Origin of the sequence: Acinetobacter sp. YH12241 (assembly GCF_013417535.1) — a bacterium.
Taxonomy (GTDB): Bacteria; Pseudomonadota; Gammaproteobacteria; order Pseudomonadales; family Moraxellaceae; genus Acinetobacter.
Genome location: NZ_VPDQ01000011.1, coordinates 1 through 19,617, shown reverse-complemented (window position 1 = coordinate 19,617; position 19,617 = coordinate 1). Strand labels below are relative to the sequence as shown.

15 protein-coding genes, 2 tRNA genes and 2 pseudogenes are annotated in these 19,617 nt (G+C 43.1%); 8 read left to right on the top strand and 11 right to left on the bottom strand.

What is annotated here, in order from left to right; genetic code table 11:
* Nucleotide 1: 1 nt before the first annotated feature.
* The gene (locus FTV18_RS08255; RefSeq protein WP_005232606.1) at nucleotides 2-1,882 is read right to left on the bottom strand and encodes a potassium transporter Kup; all 1,881 of its coding nucleotides are present in this window, start codon (nucleotides 1,880-1,882) and stop codon (nucleotides 2-4) included.
* Between the two features lie 121 nt (nucleotides 1,883-2,003).
* Here FTV18_RS08255 and FTV18_RS08250 point away from each other — a divergent pair.
* The 5 genes from FTV18_RS08250 (at nucleotide 2,004) to FTV18_RS08230 (ending at nucleotide 5,142) form a co-directional block, all read left to right on the top strand.
* A tRNA-Ser gene (locus FTV18_RS08250) sits at nucleotides 2,004-2,094 on the top strand.
* A gap of 346 nt (nucleotides 2,095-2,440) precedes the next feature.
* The gene (locus FTV18_RS08245) at nucleotides 2,441-3,577 is read left to right on the top strand and encodes a J domain-containing protein (protein WP_179991941.1); all 1,137 of its coding nucleotides are present in this window, start codon (nucleotides 2,441-2,443) and stop codon (nucleotides 3,575-3,577) included.
* 417 nt (nucleotides 3,578-3,994) lie between these two features.
* Nucleotides 3,995-4,195 carry a hypothetical protein gene (locus tag FTV18_RS08240; protein ID WP_004781578.1) on the top strand — a complete coding sequence of 67 codons (201 nt, stop codon included), beginning with the start codon at nucleotides 3,995-3,997 and terminating at the stop codon, nucleotides 4,193-4,195.
* A 438-nt stretch (nucleotides 4,196-4,633) separates the two neighbouring features.
* On the top strand, nucleotides 4,634-4,861 hold the full coding sequence (locus FTV18_RS08235) for a hypothetical protein (protein ID WP_004781576.1): 228 nt from the start codon (nucleotides 4,634-4,636) through the stop codon (nucleotides 4,859-4,861).
* A 205-nt stretch (nucleotides 4,862-5,066) separates the two neighbouring features.
* Nucleotides 5,067-5,142: transfer RNA gene (locus tag FTV18_RS08230), tRNA-Thr, on the top strand.
* 75 nt (nucleotides 5,143-5,217) lie between these two features.
* On the opposite strand, the gene FTV18_RS08225 is transcribed toward FTV18_RS08230, so the two are convergent.
* From FTV18_RS08225 to FTV18_RS08205, 5 genes are all read right to left on the bottom strand, one after another.
* On the bottom strand, nucleotides 5,218-6,057 hold the full coding sequence (locus FTV18_RS08225; RefSeq protein ID WP_180017543.1) for a cyclopropane-fatty-acyl-phospholipid synthase family protein: 840 nt from the start codon (nucleotides 6,055-6,057) through the stop codon (nucleotides 5,218-5,220).
* 3 nt (nucleotides 6,058-6,060) lie between these two features.
* Nucleotides 6,061-7,368: an FAD-dependent oxidoreductase gene (locus FTV18_RS08220; protein ID WP_125279600.1), complete on the bottom strand. Its 1,308-nt coding sequence runs from the start codon at nucleotides 7,366-7,368 to the stop codon at nucleotides 6,061-6,063.
* A gap of 414 nt (nucleotides 7,369-7,782) precedes the next feature.
* Nucleotides 7,783-8,661 carry a pirin family protein gene (locus FTV18_RS08215; RefSeq protein WP_180012427.1) on the bottom strand — a complete coding sequence of 293 codons (879 nt, stop codon included), beginning with the start codon at nucleotides 8,659-8,661 and terminating at the stop codon, nucleotides 7,783-7,785.
* A gap of 244 nt (nucleotides 8,662-8,905) precedes the next feature.
* On the bottom strand, nucleotides 8,906-9,469 hold the full coding sequence (gene ahpC / locus FTV18_RS08210) for an alkyl hydroperoxide reductase subunit C (protein ID WP_180017528.1): 564 nt from the start codon (nucleotides 9,467-9,469) through the stop codon (nucleotides 8,906-8,908).
* 151 nt (nucleotides 9,470-9,620) lie between these two features.
* Nucleotides 9,621-10,265: a TetR/AcrR family transcriptional regulator gene (locus FTV18_RS08205; protein ID WP_180012429.1), complete on the bottom strand. Its 645-nt coding sequence runs from the start codon at nucleotides 10,263-10,265 to the stop codon at nucleotides 9,621-9,623.
* A gap of 138 nt (nucleotides 10,266-10,403) precedes the next feature.
* Between FTV18_RS08205 and FTV18_RS08200 the strand changes: the two are divergent.
* Nucleotides 10,404-10,857: pseudogene (locus tag FTV18_RS08200) on the top strand (hotdog fold domain-containing protein).
* 69 nt (nucleotides 10,858-10,926) lie between these two features.
* On the opposite strand, the gene ssb reads toward FTV18_RS08200, so the two are convergent.
* The 4 genes from ssb to FTV18_RS08180 all read right to left on the bottom strand — a co-directional run bounded on the left by ssb (nucleotide 10,927) and on the right by FTV18_RS08180 (nucleotide 15,385).
* Nucleotides 10,927-11,511 (bottom strand): single-stranded DNA-binding protein, encoded by a 585-nt coding sequence (gene ssb / locus FTV18_RS08195; protein ID WP_004781559.1) that lies wholly within the window; start codon nucleotides 11,509-11,511, stop codon nucleotides 10,927-10,929.
* Nucleotides 11,512-11,562: 51 nt separating this feature from the next.
* A complete protein-coding gene (locus FTV18_RS08190; RefSeq protein ID WP_034170221.1) occupies nucleotides 11,563-12,927 on the bottom strand; it encodes an MFS transporter in 1,365 nt (454 codons plus the stop codon).
* 74 nt (nucleotides 12,928-13,001) lie between these two features.
* Nucleotides 13,002-14,111: an RNA-guided endonuclease TnpB family protein gene (locus FTV18_RS08185; RefSeq protein WP_180017530.1), complete on the bottom strand. Its 1,110-nt coding sequence runs from the start codon at nucleotides 14,109-14,111 to the stop codon at nucleotides 13,002-13,004.
* Between the two features lie 182 nt (nucleotides 14,112-14,293).
* Complete coding sequence (locus FTV18_RS08180; protein ID WP_004781554.1) at nucleotides 14,294-15,385, bottom strand: DUF475 domain-containing protein; 1,092 nt, start codon at nucleotides 15,383-15,385, stop codon at nucleotides 14,294-14,296.
* Nucleotides 15,386-15,607: 222 nt separating this feature from the next.
* Here FTV18_RS08180 and tenA point away from each other — a divergent pair, with 222 nt between their 5' ends.
* Both tenA and uvrA read left to right on the top strand, forming a co-directional pair.
* Nucleotides 15,608-16,279 (top strand): thiaminase II, encoded by a 672-nt coding sequence (gene tenA, locus FTV18_RS08175; protein WP_180017533.1) that lies wholly within the window; start codon nucleotides 15,608-15,610, stop codon nucleotides 16,277-16,279.
* A 293-nt stretch (nucleotides 16,280-16,572) separates the two neighbouring features.
* Nucleotides 16,573-19,404: an excinuclease ABC subunit UvrA gene (gene uvrA / locus FTV18_RS08170; RefSeq protein WP_180017535.1), complete on the top strand. Its 2,832-nt coding sequence runs from the start codon at nucleotides 16,573-16,575 to the stop codon at nucleotides 19,402-19,404.
* A 63-nt stretch (nucleotides 19,405-19,467) separates the two neighbouring features.
* Here uvrA and FTV18_RS08165 read toward each other — a convergent pair.
* Nucleotides 19,468-19,617: pseudogene (locus FTV18_RS08165) on the bottom strand (IS4 family transposase); the annotation flags it as partial.

Genomic DNA, 19,617 nt, shown 5'->3' with positions numbered 1-19,617 from the left:
TTTACATCTCGATCTGGCTACCCAGTTCAACCACCCGGTTGGTCGGGATCTGGTAGAAGTCGCTGACCGGACTGGTATTACGCTGCATGGAAACAAACAGTTTTTCCCGCCAGGGTGCCATTCCCTCTCCCACCGTATGCATAATCCGTTCCCGGGAGATAAAGAAACTGATCTGCATCAGGTCATATTCAAAGCCCCATTCTGCATACGCATGTTGCAATGCTTCCGGGATATTTGGCTGATCCTTAAACCCGTAATACATCGTGACTCGATAAAAATGTTCACTGAGTTTTTCCAGTTTGATGCGTTCTTCATCGCCTACAAAAGGAATATCCCGGGTAATAACCGTCACTAGAATATTGCGCTCATGTAGCACCTTGTTGTGCTTGATATTGTGCAACATCGCATGCGGCACAATGGTCGGAGTTCCGGTCAGGAAAATCGCTTCACCCGGCACAAACTTGGTGCCTCCCCCAATTGAGATACTCTTAATAAACAGGTCAATTGGTAGCGCATCTTTTTCCAGACGGTTCAAGACCAGTGCACGACCATCTTTCCAGGTCATCAGAATCGTAAATAATGCCGCCCCGAGCAGGATCGGCACCCAGCCACCTGATGCAATTTTTAAAGAAGTTGAGGCTACAAAAACCAGATCCAGCATCAGGAATGGTGTGGCAAATAACACTACTTTCCAGATTGGCCAGCGCCAGAAACCATAAGCCAGAATGCTGATTAAAATGGTACCACACAGCATAGTCATGGTGACTGCGACCCCATAAGCACTCGCTAAGCGGGCGCTATTTTCAAAGAGTAAAATCAGAATCACTACGGAAATAAACAGCATCCAGTTAATGAAGGGCAGATAAATCTGGCCACGCTCTTCGGCTGAGGTATGTTTTACGCTCAGACGCGGTAAATAGCGCAGTTGAATGGCCTGATTCACCATGGAGAATACCCCGGTAATGACCGCCTGTGAAGCAATCACAGCAGCTGCTGTTGCCAGACCAATCATTGGATATAAGCCCCATTCCGGAAGCAGCATATAGAAAGGATTTTCCAGTGCTTCAGGACGGCGCAGCAACAACGCGCCCTGCCCAGCATAATTCAGTAACAAACAGGGTAACACAATAATAAACCAGGCCAGACGAATCGGCAGACGACCAAAATGCCCCATATCGGCATAAATGGCTTCACCTCCGGTCATGGTCAGAATTACGGCCCCCATGGTCAAGAAGGCTACAAAAGGCTGATCGACCACAAAATGATAGGCCCAGTATGGATTCACCATGGCCAGTACTGTCGGGGTCTGGATAATACTCCACAAACCGAAACCACCAATTGACAGGAACCACAGTAAAGTCAACGGACCAAAAAATTTGCCCATGGTTCCAGTGCCATGACGTTGTACCAGAAAGAGTCCCGCAATAATCCCGATCGATAAAGGCTCTAACCATTGATTAAACACAGGTGTGGCAATACTCAGCCCTTCAATTGCAGATAATACGGAAATCGCCGGGGTAATGATCCCGTCACCAAAAAACAGCGATGCCCCAATAAAGCCGAGCGCAATCAGGTAAATTTTCTTGTCATCAGAAATACGTGTGGTTCGCAAGTTGAGAGCCAGCAAGGACATGATCCCGCCCTCACCGTTGTTATCGGCACGCATGATAATGGTGACGTATTTGAAGCTCACCGTCAGCATGATGCACCAGAAGATCAAGGACAAAATGCCCAACACCGAAGCTTCACTAATGGCAAGGTGCGACGTCAGAAAACATTGGCGTAGTGCATACAATGGACTGGTTCCAATATCTCCAAAAACAACCCCAAGCGCAGCCAGCGTAATTACCGGGAGAGCTGCTTTCTGTGCAGTGCTTTGCATATATCGTCTTCGTTTTTAACAAGCATTTTTGCGAATCATAACACTGCGCTCAAAGTTTTTCCGCAAATCAATTGTTTCAAGCTTGGCAGAGTGGCTTTTTTTCTATATCATCCACGGCCATGGTGAGGTGTCCGAGTGGCTGAAGGAGCACGCCTGGAAAGTGTGTATACGTTTATAGCGTATCGAGGGTTCGAATCCCTCTCTCACCGCCAAATTTTATACTCATGCAATCGTATGCAGTCCTAAAAGGTTTAAATCTAAAAGGTTTAGGCCTTTTTTATTATCTAATACACTCCATAGCATAACAGTAGAATACCCGCACTTTTGCGGGTATATTTGCGGGTATCAGCCTTCATTCTCTAAGGAATGGACGACAAAAATGTCATAGTCATTCAAATTTATACCCGCTTGAACTGTTCTTGCGTGTGATTATGATCAGTTTTGAAACGAGGGAGATAGTGAAGGCTTTACCGAAGCTGGATATTTGAATATTAAGTTTTAAGGCATTAGAGGGGGTCTAATGCCTTAATTAAAATTAATTTATGAAAGAAATAATTTATGAATTTATATGAAATATTGCATATTTCTCAAGATGCACCAGAAGAAATTATTAAGCTTGCATATAAAGGGTTGGCTCAAAAATATCATCCAGATCGATATAAAGGTAATGATGCAAATGAAATAATGATTAAAATTAGAGAAGCATATGAAACTTTAATCGATCCAATTAAACGTAAAAATTATGATCAATTTCTTACAGAACAAGCCCGACGTAAGCAGCAACAAGAAGAATATATTAAGAAGAAGGAACAAGAAGAGTTTATGCGAGCTCAAAGAGCAGCTTTTGAACAGCAAAATAAAACCAACTCCACTAACGGCTCAAAAGACAACAGCCAAGAAGCTGATTCTAAAAGTTTCAAAATGAATATCTCCATTGATGTCCCAAATAGCTTTTCTATTTTCTCCCCTTTTATAAAATTTAAAAATTGGATAATTTCAAAGAAAAAAGTTTTCATACAAATAGGTAGTACTTGTATTGCATTAGCTTTGATTTTCATAATTGTAATTGTAGCAAACTCATATATGCAGAGTTTATCGGATAAATCCGATGTAGAAGCAATTCTAGCTGCTGAAGAGGCAAGAGAGGCTGCTGAAGAAGCTGAAGCAGCAGCAGATGCCGCTGCGGTAGAGGCGACAGGAATTGAAGAAGATTACAGCCTAGCTGATTCAGAGTTAATGAATGATAGTGAAGAAGTTTATGCAGAAAGTGATGAAGCCAATACAGTTACTGATGAAAGAGCGATGTCCACATACGAAACTGGACTATTATATTACTTACAACCTAATCCTGCAGAAATTAAGACATCGTCCAAACAAGTGTATGATACTTTTAAAGAAAGTGGAATTATAGGAATTAAAGATCTTATCTCGAATTGCTATATTACATTTCAAAAATCAAAAAAATGTTTGTATTTAGACTTGGCTGGAAAATATATTAATGATTCAGGAGCAGATGCTGGACTTCCAGCAGATGAATTCTTTGAGAATGAAGCTATTATAGAAAGAATGAATAATAATTTTTATATTCCTAATAAAGTTGGAGCAGATTTAGCTACGCCTCATGCTGAACAAATAGCTCATCAAACCTATGAAACAATAGAAAAAATTATATCTGATGAAATGGCAGAAATGTAGTGTAATATGATCAGCGTTGATCAATTAAGCTTTTGGGACTAAAGAGTAATCATGTATCTAATTATAATTTCCCCAACCTAATTGATCAAAAAACTCAATTATTATTTTGTTTGAGGGTATTTTTGTGGGAAAATAGTCAATAATATTTATAACATTCAAATACTTAATTATAAAACCTAGCTTCCTCACTCTCACCGCCAAAATTCATTATCATGTAGCCACATGATGTCTTAGAAGGTGCATTAGAAGGCTTAATCCTAAAGGATTTAAGCCTTTTTTTTTGCCGAAATTATTAGGGAATGGATTAAAAATAAAAGAATAACTATACAAGTTACATAAATGATGCCGGATGGCTGTTGAATGACACTGAGGAATATTCGAGCATGATCCTATCTTGGTAAAAAATGATGGATCGCTATGAAAGATGATGAAAAACCCCTAAATTTTGATGATGATAACGAGCCTCTGGATTTCGAAGATGAAGAGTTCACTGACGATAAAAAAGAGGATGAAATGTACAACCCGATCACCAAAGATGGATCAAGTGTAGATCCTGCGGATGATGGCACACGTCATCTTCGTCCTGAAGATGGTGATCCGCTAGAAGTCGAGCCTTAAGCCCTAGCCCAATTTTATATTGGGCTTTTTTTATAGTCTAAAACCTTAAAAGTGAGCATCTTGGACAGATGAATTGAAAAAGGATAATTCATTTTACTGGTTATTTTTGAGATGAGTATTGCTTGCCTTTTCTTTTGATAGATTTAAAGATGTAAGGATATAGGCTGGGATATATTGAAATAAATTCTCTGGATAAAACCATGATATATCCATTTTTATTACTTTCTTAACTTTATGTTCTTCTTTTAGTTTATTTATATGATGGAGACAAAAACTGGCATAAAAATAGCTTAATTTCATTGTCATCATCGCTATGTTATGGTGGAATCAAAACAGGATAAAAGGAGAATAAAAACCTAAAGATAGAAAACGTTATTGCTTGAGTCTTCCTTATTTGGGTTAGAAAAAAGTGGAAACACTGCTATTCGGAGAGTGGACATGAATAACAGCGCAAACTACATGAAACAGATAAAAAATGCCAAACGCGGTGGTTATACCCCGACCATTGCCAAAGACGTCAACAAACATAAGATTCAAAAAGCCCTAAAATTAATTGAACAGTGGAGAAGTCTTGCTCAAGAACTCAAACCTCAAATGCAGTTTGATATGGCCTTTACTTTAGAGGAATGCGCACAAGACCTGGATCGGATACTCAAAAGCAGATAATTCCCTTTTAACTCACTCATAATAGATTTTAAATATCAACCCCTTATCCTTGCCCATATCACTGATATGGGCAATTTCATGATTTAAATGTAGATGCCTGAGTGAAGATGATTCAATGATCAGCAATAAAAAATTGGTTATAAGATTGAACGGTTATTTTTTGGCTTGCGCCCTTAAGAAAAATCTGTAAAATGCACTCCACAACGCCGGCATAGCTCAGTTGGTAGAGCAACTGACTTGTAATCAGTAGGTCCACAGTTCGAATCCGTGTGCCGGCACCATTTTCTTAGCCTCGCTTTTTAGTGAGGCTTTGATGTTTCTGGACTTGGTATTTTTATCTAGCTTGTCTCTAGTCTTCAGATCGCCTGCGCTGTCACCTGTACATATCGCACGATCCCATCCTGATATAACTTCCGACAAAGCTTTGCCGTCATCTGAAGTTTAAACTGATCCAGTCTTTTGCCTTTCTGTTTCAAGTCCTTTGAATTTAAATTCTGCGTTACATAATCAGCAAAACCTGAAAATACCGCTTCGGACAGATCTTCAATCTGAATATTCTTAAATTCAAAATTTTCCAAACAATGATAAAGCTCATTTTTCAACATCAGGTTTTTTAAATTGACATCGGCGGATGTCAGCAGAAACTGATATTTACGCTTTTGCAGCGCATTCAAGCTGTTCCATTTTTCAGACAAGATCAGATGATGAAAGCCAATCCGTGCATTGGTGTTCAAAACACTGCGTACCTGATCTAGAAGTTCGGGAACGGAACTATGATAGGCAGCATCCAGACATAGCACCACATCAAAGCGCTGGGAAAAATGCATGTCTTTTAAACGCAGGAAAGAAGCCGGATAGATGGCATTGAGATTAGGTAAATGTTGCTGAATATTCGCCACACAAGCAGGCTGAAGTTCTACACCGGCCAGATATTGCACCTGATAGTGTTGCTGCCAGTGCAACAGGCTGGCACCCTGGCCACAGCCCAGATCCAGCAATTTATCCTTTGAATTTAAACCGACCATTTCTGCCAAATGGTCGGCCAAAGTTCGACAGGCAGCTACATAATCCTGCTGCCCTTCCCGCCAATAACCCAGATTGCTCCAGGGCAACTGCGACTGGTCTCCCAGCAACGAAGCATCAATTGCATATTTATGTTGAGGAAGACGCTGACGAAGTGCCTGAAACCATTGCATCAATCAATAACCGAGTTGGGGTGCTACCTCGATCTTAGGTTTAAGTCCTTCAAATGGCAACGGTGCTCCCATAATTGCAGCAATTTTCATGGCAGAAGTCACTGCAGATTCCAAGATTGGTAAACCGTCCGATGACCATGAGCCGCAGTAGAACACTTTACGGTTCATTTCCAGATGACGATGCTGTAATTCTTTATTGAGGGCGATGGTATTGGCATCTACTACCGCACGGGTCAAGGTCACTGATGAAATCACTTTTTTCGGATCAATCTCAGTCACAGGACGCCAGGTCTGGAATACTGGTGATTTACCCACTAGACTCGGTTCAACCGCATTCAGCCAAACCGTAAATTGCTGACGGGTAAACTTGCGATCCATCATATAGCTGAGTACAGCCCAATCCTTACGTTTCGGTGGCATCACGCTGCTATCGCGGTGAATGACCAATTCACCCTGTTCAAATTTGAATTTCTTTAACAGCTCGATATCACGGCCAAACTGTTCATGATCCAGGAATTCATCAATATGATTGGTTGGTGTCGCAACCACCACGCGATCGAAGGTTTTCGACAGACCCGCTGCATTTTCTACCAGTACTTTGTCGCCCTGCTCTTTTACCGAAACGATCGGCGCACCACTTTCAATGTGAATGCCTTCAATCAGCTTGTCTACCAAAGCCGGAGTACCGCCCTGCATACGTAATAAGGCATCACCATCCGTTAGCTGACGCAGGAAAATCAATAAAGGTTTGGCTGGCCATTCACCAATGGTTTTTGGATTACAGGTACAGATGGTATACAGCACCGGCATCACCGCACCATGCCAGAACACTTCTTCAATCTCATTGCGATTGATAAATTCTGCCAGGCTGATGTCCTGATTTTTGGATTTAAAGAATTTTGCCAAGGCTGTTTTGAGTTGCAGCAAACCTTTAACCAGACGCCAGCCATATTGCTGGATGCCTTTGCGGTTATTGATAATCGGAATATTGCCAATCCGGCTACGTGACGTGGTTAGCCAGGTTTCTACCCGGTCTTCAAACAGCCAGCTACAGGCCATATAGGTACGTACCGGGTAAGTTTTAATGCCCAGATGAGTCGCCAGACTTAAGGTATTTTTCCACAGATAAGGATTCATCACACGTAAAGGTGCGTCAATGAGGCCTCCTTCAAATTCGAGACTATGACTGTCCATGCCGCGACCTTGAAGCGCTTCAAAAATAGTAATGCGATGTCCTGCGTCCTGAAGAATTCTGGCAGTAGCCAGTCCAGCCATGCCACTACCAATTACTGCGATATCCAATCTGATCATCCGTCATTGAAAAACTAAAAGAAATTATGAACCATGCTTTCGGCAAATAGGTTATTAAAATCTTCCAGAATACTTTTTTTTCGTAAGTCTGAGTTAACGTAACTTTACAAATAAATTACATTTTTTGAATAGCAAAAAACGTCTTTATATAGAGTAACTTAAACCGCCATTATATTTAAATATTTAAAAATAAATCTTTAAAAAACAAATGATTTAATTAACCGATTTTTTAATCATCGGTTTACAAAGACCGCAAAACACTCTATAATATGCAGCACAAGAAAGAGATAAATTCATAGAGATAAACAAAATGAATTTATCCAAGAAACTCGTAAAAACGACAAGAAATTCCAGCGCATTAGAAAAAAAAGCCTCTGCTTGTGCAGAGGCTTCTTTGTTTTAAGACTGACTGTATTATTCGGCCTGTACCGCGATTTCACCAAATTTACCCTGATTAAAATCTTGAAATGCCTGAATAATTTCTTCCTTGGTATTCATTACAAATGGGCCATAGCCTTGAATAGGTTCATTCAGCGGCTCACCGGTCAAAAGCAAAAATTTAGTGTCCTGATCGGCCTGTAGCTGAATTTCAGGATCATCATCGCGCGCAAACATCACAATAGAGCTATCCAGGACTTTTTGACTGCCATTTACCACCAGCTCACCCGCCAGTACAACCAGCAAAGCATTATGTCCGGTAGGTACATGCAACGTAGTTTCATACTCCGCTTTTAGCTCGCCATCCCAGACATTCACCGGACTAAAGGTATGCGCAGGGCCATGATGACCTCCGAATTCTCCGGCAATCACCCGGATATGTCCTGCACCTTCATCCATTTCAATCCGTGGAATCTCAGCTGCAGTAATGGCCTGATAACGTGGCGCGGTCATTTTGTCTTTGGCTGGCAAGTTGACCCAGAGTTGAACCATTTCAAACAGGCCGCCCTTTTGCGCAAAATCTGGAGAATGAAATTCTTCATGCACCACCCCTGCACCCGCTGTCATCCACTGCACATCGCTGGTCTGAATCGTACCGCCACCGCCACTGGAGTCCTGGTGGGTCACTGCACCCTGATAAGCCAAGGTTACAGTTTCAAAACCACGATGCGGATGTGAACCTACACCATGCTGCTCAGTGGTTGGCGCAAAGTGATACGGCGCTGCATAATCCAGCAATAAAAATGGACTAATGGCCTGCCCCAAACGGTCATAAGAAAACAGGTTTTTCACCGGGAAGCCGTCACCAACCCAGTGCATGTTTTGATTACGGTAAACACCAATAATTTTTTTCATCTTTTACTCCTATACACAATAGGATGAACATGCAGCCATTTTAAGCTTTATCAGCAGTCATCAATACCGTACTTCTAGAATGCAGTATTTCAAATATAAGACGGTTCGACTCTTAGATTTCTGTGTAGCTACTTATAACTTTAGCTTTGCTATAAGACGTTAATTTAGGTAGTCATGAGCAGTAGATAATAAAAAACCCAGCGCTGAGGGCTGGGTTTTTTAATTTCGATAAAGTGTTATCGAATTAGATTTTACCGACCAGGTCGATTGAAGGAGCAAGAGTCGCTTCACCTTCTTTCCATTTTGCAGGACATACTTCACCTGGGTGAGCGTGTACATATTGAGCCGCTTTTACTTTACGAAGCAGTTCTTGCGCGTCACGACCGATACCGCCCGCGTTGATTTCAACGATCTGGATTTTACCGTCTGGATCGATCACGAAAGTACCACGATCCGCCAGACCATCAGCTTCAATCAGCACTTCAAAGTTTTTCGCCAAAGTCCAGGTTGGATCGCCGATCATTGGATACTGGATTTTACCAATCACGTCAGAAGTATCGTGCCAAGCTTTGTGCGTGAAGTGCGTGTCGGTAGATACTGAGTAGATTTCTACGCCCAGTTTCTGGAATTCAGCATACTGATCAACAAGATCGCCTAATTCTGTTGGACAAACAAATGTGAAGTCAGCAGGATAGAAAAATACTACAGACCATTTGCCTTTCATGTCTTGCTCAGACACTTCAATAAATTGGCCATTGTGGTAAGCAGTTGCGTTGAATGGCTTAACTTCAGTATTGATTAAACTCATAAGTCTATTCCTATCTATTCGTGAAAGTGTGTGTTCATTTGATGTAGTTAAGAATACGCAAAAATCACCAATAGGTAAAACCGTAACTTTTTATTAAAACTATCGGTTTTTTAGATTTATAGTTCCTTTTATTTTTATCTTTCTGATTTGTTTAATCGATTTTGACGGTTTTACTTTCTTGAAAATGCTGTATAGATTTCCAGGCCGATTTTGCCAAGGCTGCTGCATAGTGTTTAGGAGAGGCGTGGACTCGACTAGATAACCAGCTCCGACAATAACTTTCAGTGGGTCCAATGATCAGTGACATAAGCAGTTCTAAGGGAATAGCTTGTAATTGACTGATATCTGCCTGCTGAGCCAGCCATTGTTTTAATTCCTGATTGCGCTGCTGATTCGACTGCTGCAATTCCTCTTTGAAGTCACTATTTTGAACTGTATGATGCGCGGCATAAAGAAAGCGGGCAAAATCAGGATATGCTACAACCCAATCGATATAACTCTGAATCACTGCCTGTATACCTCGTTCAATACCCTGAACTTGTGACAAAGCCTGCAAACGCTGCTCCGACTGATCTGTAAGTGCTGAAATATACAGTGCTGCAATGATCCCTTCCTTGTTTTTAAAATGATGGTAGATCGCCCCGATACTGGTATCGGCCTGATCACGGATCATTTCAATCGTAGTCGCAGCAATGCCTGTACGCAGAAACTCTGTCAATGCACATTCCAGAATCTGACGTTTGAGTAAAGCCCGTCTTCCCTTAAAAATCCTTTCCAGCAATTCCATGTTTTGCATTTTTAATATTTAAATCCTCTCTATTTTTGAAAGCAGGCTGGCAGCCTGATGTCTGGTTTTTGTCAGATGTGCTAATACAGAATAATATTCTGTATGAGAATATTATTCTGATTAAAAATAATATACAGGAAGTTATATATGAGCCAAGCCCTAAAAATCTGGAAAAGCCTAGAAAATAAGCCAGCCGGTAAATATCTTTTTTCTAAATTACTTTGTCTAAAAGCACCCTATTTCGGCAGTATTTCTCCACTGTTTGAAGATTTAAAGCCTGAATATTGTGCAGAAACATCGTGCCGTGCTGAACCATTTAGGCACTGTACACGCGATTGCCATGTGTAACATGGCTGAACTGGCAGGCGGCACCATGACCGATGCAACCGTTCCGAAAACTCATCGCTGGATTCCCAAGGGTATGCAGGTCGAATATGTCAAAAAAGCCACTACTGATCTGATCGCGATTGCGACACCCGCCGAGCCTAACTTTATATGGAACGAAGGCAGCGATTATCTGGTCAATGTAGAAATTAAAGATACTGCAGAAGAAGTCATATTTCGGGCAGTGATCACCATGTGGGTGTCCGTGAAAAAATAGAAGAACCTAGATATGAAAAACCCGCCAAATGGCGGGTTTTCATGATGATTTACCTTTCTAATATCGGGATCAAAATGGAAGATCATCATCCAGATCAGCTGCAGGCGCTGCTACTGGAGCAGGTGCAGACTTCGGCGCATAACCACCCTGGTTATTTTGGTTATTGTTGCCATAACCACCGCCCTGATTATTGTTAAAACCACCTTGCTGAGGAGCTGAGCCATAACCACCTTGAGGATTATTGCCATAACCGCCACCCTGGTTATTGTTATTAAAACGTGGCTGGTTAAAACCGTTATCGCCTTGCTCGCCTTGTGGACGACCAGAATCCAGCATTTGCATTTGCTCACCACGGATTTCCGTTGTGTAGCGTTCTTGACCGCTTTGATCTGTCCATTGACGGGTACGTAATGAACCTTCGATATAAACTTTAGAACCTTTGCGCAGATATTGCTGTGCAATTTCACCTAAACGGTTATGCAGCACAATACGATGCCATTCGGTTTGCTCTTTACGTTCGCCCGTATTTTTATCAGTCCATGAATCGCTGGTTGCGATAGAGAATTGAGTGAGAGAACCACCATTTGGGAAAGTTTTGGTCTCAGGATCTCGACCTAAAGTACCAACTAAAATGACCTTATTAACACCACGCATCAGACGTACACTTCCTATTTATTTCTATATTTTACTTTATAAGAGTTATGTTTAAATGGCTACCTCTTTACCTAACAAGTGCGTTAATTGTTGTCGCGAAACATCATCAACCTGCTGTTTATCGACCTTGACAAAGGCGACTTGCTGTTCAGACATGACCACAACCTCTTCAATACCACGAATCGCCAAAAGTTGAGAAGTCCATTCATCTGTTTGTTTACTCTCTGGCAGACGAAGCACGAGCGATGAAAGATAGCGTGGTTGAGCCAACCCAAAACTCATGAGCAGCCAAATTATAGCAATTGCCGATAAAATACTCCAACCGAGCGAAGTGTTGTTGAGTAACAACAATTGTCCACCGATAATCCCGCCAAAAAACGCGCCCAGAAACTGACTACTGGCATTCACGCCCATCGCAGTGGCTTTAGATTGAATCGGGGCTGCTTTGGACAACCATGAGGGCAATAAGGCTTCCATGACGTTAAAGGCAATAAAGAATAAACCTAATCCACCGATCAGCACATATTTGGATTCAAAGCCAAAAATCATGATCAACAGACCCAGAATAATCCCGCCAATTGCTGTCAGGAAAATACTGCGCATCTTGCGATATTTCTCTGCCAGTACAATGCTCGGGAAGGCAAAAAACAGACTGACGACCAGCAGCGGCAGATAGACCCAACCATGGCTCGATAATGGCAGTTCAGCAACTTCAATCAGTTGCGATGGCACATAAATAAACATGGCTGTGAGCAGCAAATGCAGGGTAAATACTGAAATATGCAGACGGTTCAGATCCCCCATTTTCAGGACCTGTTTTAGCTGCTCCAGATAGCCCTGCTGAAAATTTTTATGATGACGGGTAACTTTAGGGACCATCAACAACATCGCAATCGCAGCCAAGCCCATTACGGTGGTCACCCAGAACAGACCGGAAATGCCGACCAGTCCTGTCACCCACGGCCCCATGGTAAAGGCCACCACAAAGGACAGGCCGATACTCATGCCCATCACCGCCATGGCTTTCATGCGGTTTTCTTCGCGGGTCACATCGGCCAGTAAGGCCATTACCACTGCTGAAACTGCTCCACCACCCGCAATCGCACGACCGATGATCACGCCATAAATGGTGTCAGACATTGCAGCAATCGCACCACCTAGAGCGAATAGCAACAAGCCCAAAACCACCAGTGGCTTACGGCTATAGCGGTCTGCAATCAGGCTAAACGGAATCTGTAAAATGGCCTGTGTCAGGCCATAAATACCCACCGCCAGACCAATCAGTGCCGGCGTAGCATATTCATATGACTGCCCTGCTACCGAGAATACAGGGATGATCATAAACAACCCCAGCATGCGCAGTGCGAAAATACTGCTCAGGGCAAAGGTCGAGCGACGTTCTAAGGCATTCATCATAAAGTCTGGCGATCGAGTTAGTTAATCTTGATGCGTAGATTATAGGCCATTCCGCTCAAAGGAATGCATGAATTTTATTTGAAATAAAGATGAGGACTATCTGAAAATTGACATCCTCCCCCAACCTTTAGCAAGGGGATTCCTACTGCTAGACGCTCATGCCCGAGCGCAAGAATATTCAGTGCGGAATTTACATCCCGATCCCATGAGCTACCACACTCACCACACTGCCACTCTCTTATTCCTAAACCTGCTCTACCTTTCGGACTACTGGAGCGTGAGCCACAGCACGAACAAGTTTGGGTGGTATAGGCTTCATTGACTTCTTCATACCATACCCCTGCGTTCTCGCATTTATACTTGAGCATGGTTCTTAGTGTTGTCCAACTGGCATCTAACACAGACTTGGCTAGTTTGGTTTGCGCTAATGCTTTGCCATTCACATTGCCAACGAAGATTGCTGCATGTTCTTTTACTAGTTTATGGCTGAATTGATGCAGCATGTTTTGTCTTACATTTTTAATCTTGGCGTGAATTGCTTTCACTCGTTTTTTATTTTTTGCACGTTGAGCAATACCAAGTTTTTGTTCATATTTCCGATAGATTTGAGGGGCTTTAAGTTTTACACCATCTGAACAAGTGGCTAAATCTTTTAAACCTAAATCTATGCCAATTGAGGTTTTAGCGGTGGTTTTCTCTGTTTTAGCATTGTCAACTACAAGACATACATACCAACGGCCTCGGCTATCTTCAACGAATGAGCCTGTTTTAACCCTGTATTGACTTAAACCGTAACTATCCCATAACTTGAATTGGTGTTTACCATATTGAACACAGCCATCAGCATATTTGATTGCAACCTTTTTAAACGGTATCCAACCTAGTGAACGTCTAGCTGATTTTTTATTACTGACACGCCATTTTAGTTTTGCTTTTTTGAACTGCTTGCGTCTTGTGACCAATTCTTCTGTCACTGCCTGAATAGTTTGACTGTGCAAGTTGCATTCTTTCGATGTGCCTTTCGTGTATTTTGCAATATCGTATGCTGAAAAGAATTGTTGTTTTTTTTGAAGATGTTTAAAACACAAATCATTGACATAATTCCAAACAAAATTTACTTCGGATGCTAACTGATTTAGCACCTTGCAATGTTTGTCTTTTATGCGTAATTTGAGTGTCTTCATCCAATTATTTTAACAGTATTTTTCTTAATAGTGACTATAGTACAAGTATTTAAAACGACATTTCGTGTCGTTCATGTGGTTTACTCCAGTCGCTTATATCCTCGTGCTGAACCACGAGGTTTTACGCTCCAATGGATAAAAAAGCGTAGCCGGAGCTACGCTTCTGTTCAGCGATCACGGGGCTATTTGCCTGCTTTTAATAACTGACGCTTGGTATATTGGATCGAAGCAATGACTGCCCAGATAATGAAAGCCACACCGATCAGACCAGTCACCACTTCAGGGATATGTACACCGGTACTGCTTGCCAGCATGATAAATGCCAGAGCACCAATCGCATAGTGCGCGCCATGTTCCAAATAGATATAGGCATCCAGCGTGCCTTTATCGACCAGGTAAATAGTCATCGAACGCACGAACATCGCACCGATGGCCAGGCCTAGCATGATGATTACCACGTCAGATGTAATCGCAAAGGCCCCGATTACCCCGTCGAAACTGAAAGATGCATCGAGTACTTCTAGGTAAAGGAAACCACCAAAGCCGGCTTTCACCACGCCAGTCGGTACGCCTTCAGCATCATGACGAACGGCGTTGCCCTCTTCGTCTACTTCCGGTTCCCCACCTAACATATGGCTTAGGACCTGTACCCCGATATAAATCACGATTCCCCAGATCCCTGCCAGAATAACATCCAGACGTTTTGCTTCTTCGACCTGAAAATCCATGATTAATAAGGCAATCAGGGTAATAAAGACTGACATCGCCGGAACGTTTGCCAGATGCGCCAGACGGCGTTCCAGCATGCGGAACCAGTGGGTGTCTTTTTCTTCATCCAGGAAGAAGTTCAGAAATACCAGCATCAGGAAGGCACCACCAAAGGCAGAAATCTCGGCATGATGTGCCATCAGTTTAGCCGAATATTCTTTTGGTGCATTTAAGGCGAGCTGCACCACTTCCATAAAGCCCATATCCGCAGTCACGGCCACAATGACCACCGGGAAAATCAGGCGCATCCCGAAAACTGCAACCAGAATCCCGACCGTCAGGAAAATCATTTTCCAGAAATGATCCCAACCGCGCAGGACGGATGCATTGACAACCGCGTTATCAAACGACAACGACACTTCCATAATCGCCAGAATAGCGGTGATGGTCAGTGCTGTGAACATGGTTTGCAGGCCCGCTTCCGGACCATGGGTGAATCCCCAGTAAGCAGACAAACCAAGGCACACGATCGAAAATACGATTGAGAAACCAAAGTGTTTCAACATATATATCGACCTTAGATAAATTTCATTAAATGCATTTCTTTAAACGTAGAGAAATACTAAGACTCAAAGTTGTCCCAATTATGAAACTTTTGCCGCCTAAACCAAAGCACTTCCTGAACCATTTTTAGGTATTTTCTGCTTTTCAGATTTGCTGATCTTTTAAACAGATTCATCTTTGCTATAGTGCTGGATATTTTGACTTCAACTGCTAAGGATTTCAGTATGAGTTTCTCTCAAGACGTATGGCAACGTAATCTCGGACTTTATCAAAAGACATTGGCGCTGCCTTTTAACCAGCAGCTGGCGCAGGGAACATTAAGCCGTGAAGCTTTTAGTCATTATGTGATTCAGGATGCGCATTATTTACTGGCCTATGGCCGTGCGCTGGCGGTCTGTGCAGCCAAAGCTTTTGAAGCAGATGATGTAATTCAGTTCAGTGAAGCCGCTAAAACTGCCATTGTGGTCGAACGCAGCCTGCATGATGGCTTTATGCAGGATTTTGGCATCAGCAAAACCCAATTTGAAAATACACCTTTGACTCTGGCCTGCCATCATTACACTTCTTATTTACAGGCAACGGCCTGGGCAGAAAGTTATCCGGTGGTTCTAGCTGCCCTTTTGCCATGTTTCTGGATCTATGCAGAAGTGGGTAAGGATATTGTCGATAAGGCAGCGCCGAATAATCCGTATCAGGCCTGGATTGATACCTATGCCGGTGAGGATTTTCATACAGCGGTACGCAATGTAATTGCTACTGTGGATCGGGTGGCAGCGCGGGTCGATGCTGATACTCTGGAAAAAATGCATCAGGCCTATACCCATGCAGCACGTCTGGAATGGCTGTTCTGGGATAGTGCTTATGAACAACGCCAATGGCTAGGTCTGGATGATTAATTTTAGTTTCTATTGACTGAGTCCTGTTTAATACAGGGCTTTTTTATTTTTAGGCCAAACCCTAAATGATGGAAAGTGAAGCTAATTTCGATGGAGTTATGCATCATGAAATTTCATCCATTAGATGTTTGGAAAAGAGCAAATCTAATCTACATTTTCCCCCAGTTGCTTTAGTACTGATCTTTTGACCAATATCCGACACAACTTGACGTTTAAAATACTTTTATTTGCACTTGAACATTTTTCATTCGGTATCATATAAAGGTTTTTGATGAATTTTCTAGGATCATTGCATGAGCCAAAGTCACATCCGTATTCGAGGTGCACGTACCCATAACCTGAAAAATGTGAACCTTGATATTCCACGCGACAAGTTTGTGGTGATTACGGGACTGTCTGGTTCAGGTAAGTCCTCACTGGCATTCGATACGTTATATGCGGAAGGTCAACGCCGTTATGTAGAATCTCTGTCTGCCTACGCGCGTCAATTCCTTTCGCAAATGGAAAAGCCGGAAGTTGATTCGATTGAGGGTTTAAGCCCAGCCATTGCTATCGAACAGAAATCGACTAGCCATAACCCGCGTTCGACTGTAGGTACCATTACCGAAATCTATGACTATTTACGTCTGCTCTATGCACGCGTAGGTACACCTTACTGTCCGGAACACGATCTGCCCATGGTGGCACAGACCGTAACTGAAATGGTCGATGCGGTTAAAGAACTGGAAGAAGGCACTGCGCTGTTATTGTTAGCGCCTGTCGTGCGAGAACGTAAGGGTGAGTACACAGCGTTATTTGAGCAACTGCAAAGCCAAGGCTTTGTGCGTGCGCGTGTTGATGGCGAGATCATGGAAATTGATCCACCACCCGAGTTGGACAAAAAGAAAAAACATACTATTGAAGTCGTGGTTGACCGCTTTAAGGTACGTGATGATCTCGGTAACCGGATTGCAGAAAGTTTTGAAACTGCACTGCGTCTCGGTGGAGATATTGCGATCCTGTCCTGGATGAAAGGTGAAAATGATGATCGCGTATTTTCTGCCAAACACTCCTGTCCGGAATGTGACCGCGCTGTGGCTGAACTGGAGCCACGCCTGTTTTCATTTAACAATCCCTTTGGTGCCTGCCCGGTCTGTGATGGTCTGGGTACCCGCAGCCATTTCAGTGCGGACAAACTGATTCCCAATCAGGAAGTCAGCATCAGCCAAGGTGCGATTCGTGGCTGGGATCGTCAGCGTCCATATTATTATGGCATGCTGCAAAAAGTAGCTGAGCATTTTGGTTTTTCTCTGGAAACGCCTTGGAATGAACTGGATGCCAACACCAAGAAGAAATTCCTTTACGGTACCGGCAAAGAAAAAATTGACCTGAGCTATATTGATGAACGTGGTCGTCGTCATAACCGGGTGATGCCATTTGAAGGTATCTTGCCGCATCTGGAACGCCGTTACCGCGAAACTGAAAGCAATTATGTGCGTGATGATCTGGCGCAGTATCTATCCAATGCCGCTTGTGATGCTTGTGATGGTTCACGTTTGAATGAAATCTCACGTAATGTGAAAATTCTGGACAAGACCATTGCCGACGTTACTCGCATGTCGATTGGCGATGCCGAGAGCTATTATCAGGGTATTAATCTGGAAGGTGCGCGTGGTGAAATTGCGGACAAGATTTTTAAGGAAATCCGTGAGCGTCTGCACTTCCTGGTATCTGTCGGTCTGAACTATTTGAGCCTGTCCCGTTCTGCTGAAACCCTGTCTGGTGGTGAAGCACAGCGTATCCGTCTGGCCTCACAAATTGGTGCTGGCCTCATGGGCGTGATGTATGTGCTGGATGAACCTTCGATTGGTCTGCATCAGCGTGATAATGATCGCCTGTTACAAACCCTGATTCGTCTGCGTGATCTCGGTAATACCGTTTTAGTGGTCGAACATGATGAAGATGCAATTCGTGCTGCAGACCATATTATTGATATTGGTCCGGGTGCCGGTGTGCATGGCGGTCATGTGATTGCAGAAGGAACCTATCAGGAACTCGCTAAAAATAAAGATTCCCTGACCGGTAAATATCTGTCTGGCAAACTGAAAATTGAAGTGCCGAAAAAACGGGTTCAGCCACCAAAACCGGAAGAACAGATCAAATTGATGGGTGCTGCCGGGCATAACCTGAAGAAAGTCGATCTGACCATTCCATTGGGAATCATGACTTGTGTCACCGGTGTTTCAGGTTCTGGTAAATCTACGTTGATTAACCGGACTCTGTTGCCACTGGCAGCGACTCAGCTGAATGGTGCAACCACGCTGACTGCTGAGAAGTTTGACTCAATTGATGGTCTGCAATTTCTGGATAAAGTGGTTGATATTGACCAGAGCCCGATTGGGCGTACACCACGTTCGAATCCAGCGACTTATACCGGTTTGTTTACTCCAATTCGTGAACTGTTTTCACAGACTCAGGAAGCCAAAGCACGTGGTTATACCGCTGGCCGTTTCTCGTTTAACGTGAAAGGTGGGCGCTGTGAGGCCTGTGAAGGTGATGGCATGATCAAGGTAGCGATGCACTTTCTGCCGGATATGTATGTGCCGTGTGACGCCTGTCATGGCAAGCGTTATAACCGTGAAACGCTGGAAGTGAACTACAAAGGCAAGAATATTTCTGATGTATTGCAGATGACCGTTGAAGATGCCATGCATTTCTTTGATGCGATTCCAGTGATTCATCGTCGTCTGGAAACCTTGCATCAGGTCGGTCTGGGTTATATCCGTTTGGGTCAGTCAGCAACGACGCTTTCTGGTGGCGAAGCACAGCGTGTCAAACTGGCACGTGAACTGGCCAAACGGGATACCGGCAAAACCCTGTATGTCCTGGATGAACCAACCACTGGTCTGCATTTCCATGATATTGCCAAGCTGCTGGACATCCTGCATGAGCTACGCAATAAAGGGAATACCATTGTTGTGATTGAACATAACTTGGATGTGATCAAGACTGCAGACTGGGTGGTAGACCTTGGCCCTGAAGGTGGTGCTGGTGGCGGTATGATTATCGCGGAAGGTACTCCGGAAGATGTTGTGAAAGTTAAGGCTTCACATACAGGGAAATTCTTAAAGCCGTTATTGAAGTAATTTTATTCTCTCCAATCCTCCTTTGAAAAAGGAGAGAGTGCCCCATTGCTGTCCCACAATTTTTCACAAGAGGAAGCTCAAATGAACTTCCTCTTGTTTTATGGGTATTTTATCGGGTGAAAATAAAGCTTTTAAAGTTCTTCTTTCAAACAAATTCACTTGAATTATTCTGAGTAAACGTTGAACTGTCCAACCTGTTTTTCCTAAATGTTG

Bases quoted from the DNA above. Each gene is read 5' to 3' on its own strand.
- FTV18_RS08240 (WP_004781578.1), top strand. From the start codon at position 3,995: ATGAAAGATGATGAAAAACCCCTAAATTTTGATGATGATAACGAGCCT.
- FTV18_RS08245 (WP_179991941.1), top strand. From the start codon at position 2,441: ATGAATTTATATGAAATATTGCATATTTCTCAAGATGCACCAGAAGAA.
- uvrA (WP_180017535.1), top strand. From the start codon at position 16,573: ATGAGCCAAAGTCACATCCGTATTCGAGGTGCACGTACCCATAACCTG.
- ssb (WP_004781559.1), bottom strand. From the start codon at position 11,511: ATGCGTGGTGTTAATAAGGTCATTTTAGTTGGTACTTTAGGTCGAGAT.
- FTV18_RS08185 (WP_180017530.1), bottom strand. From the start codon at position 14,111: ATGAAGACACTCAAATTACGCATAAAAGACAAACATTGCAAGGTGCTA.
- FTV18_RS08190 (WP_034170221.1), bottom strand. From the start codon at position 12,927: ATGATGAATGCCTTAGAACGTCGCTCGACCTTTGCCCTGAGCAGTATT.
- FTV18_RS08205 (WP_180012429.1), bottom strand. From the start codon at position 10,265: ATGCAAAACATGGAATTGCTGGAAAGGATTTTTAAGGGAAGACGGGCT.
- FTV18_RS08215 (WP_180012427.1), bottom strand. From the start codon at position 8,661: ATGAAAAAAATTATTGGTGTTTACCGTAATCAAAACATGCACTGGGTT.
- ahpC (WP_180017528.1), bottom strand. From the start codon at position 9,469: ATGAGTTTAATCAATACTGAAGTTAAGCCATTCAACGCAACTGCTTAC.
- FTV18_RS08180 (WP_004781554.1), bottom strand. From the start codon at position 15,385: ATGTTGAAACACTTTGGTTTCTCAATCGTATTTTCGATCGTGTGCCTT.
- FTV18_RS08235 (WP_004781576.1), top strand. From the start codon at position 4,634: ATGAATAACAGCGCAAACTACATGAAACAGATAAAAAATGCCAAACGC.
- tenA (WP_180017533.1), top strand. From the start codon at position 15,608: ATGAGTTTCTCTCAAGACGTATGGCAACGTAATCTCGGACTTTATCAA.
- FTV18_RS08225 (WP_180017543.1), bottom strand. From the start codon at position 6,057: ATGCAATGGTTTCAGGCACTTCGTCAGCGTCTTCCTCAACATAAATAT.
- FTV18_RS08255 (WP_005232606.1), bottom strand. From the start codon at position 1,882: ATGCAAAGCACTGCACAGAAAGCAGCTCTCCCGGTAATTACGCTGGCT.
- FTV18_RS08220 (WP_125279600.1), bottom strand. From the start codon at position 7,368: ATGATCAGATTGGATATCGCAGTAATTGGTAGTGGCATGGCTGGACTG.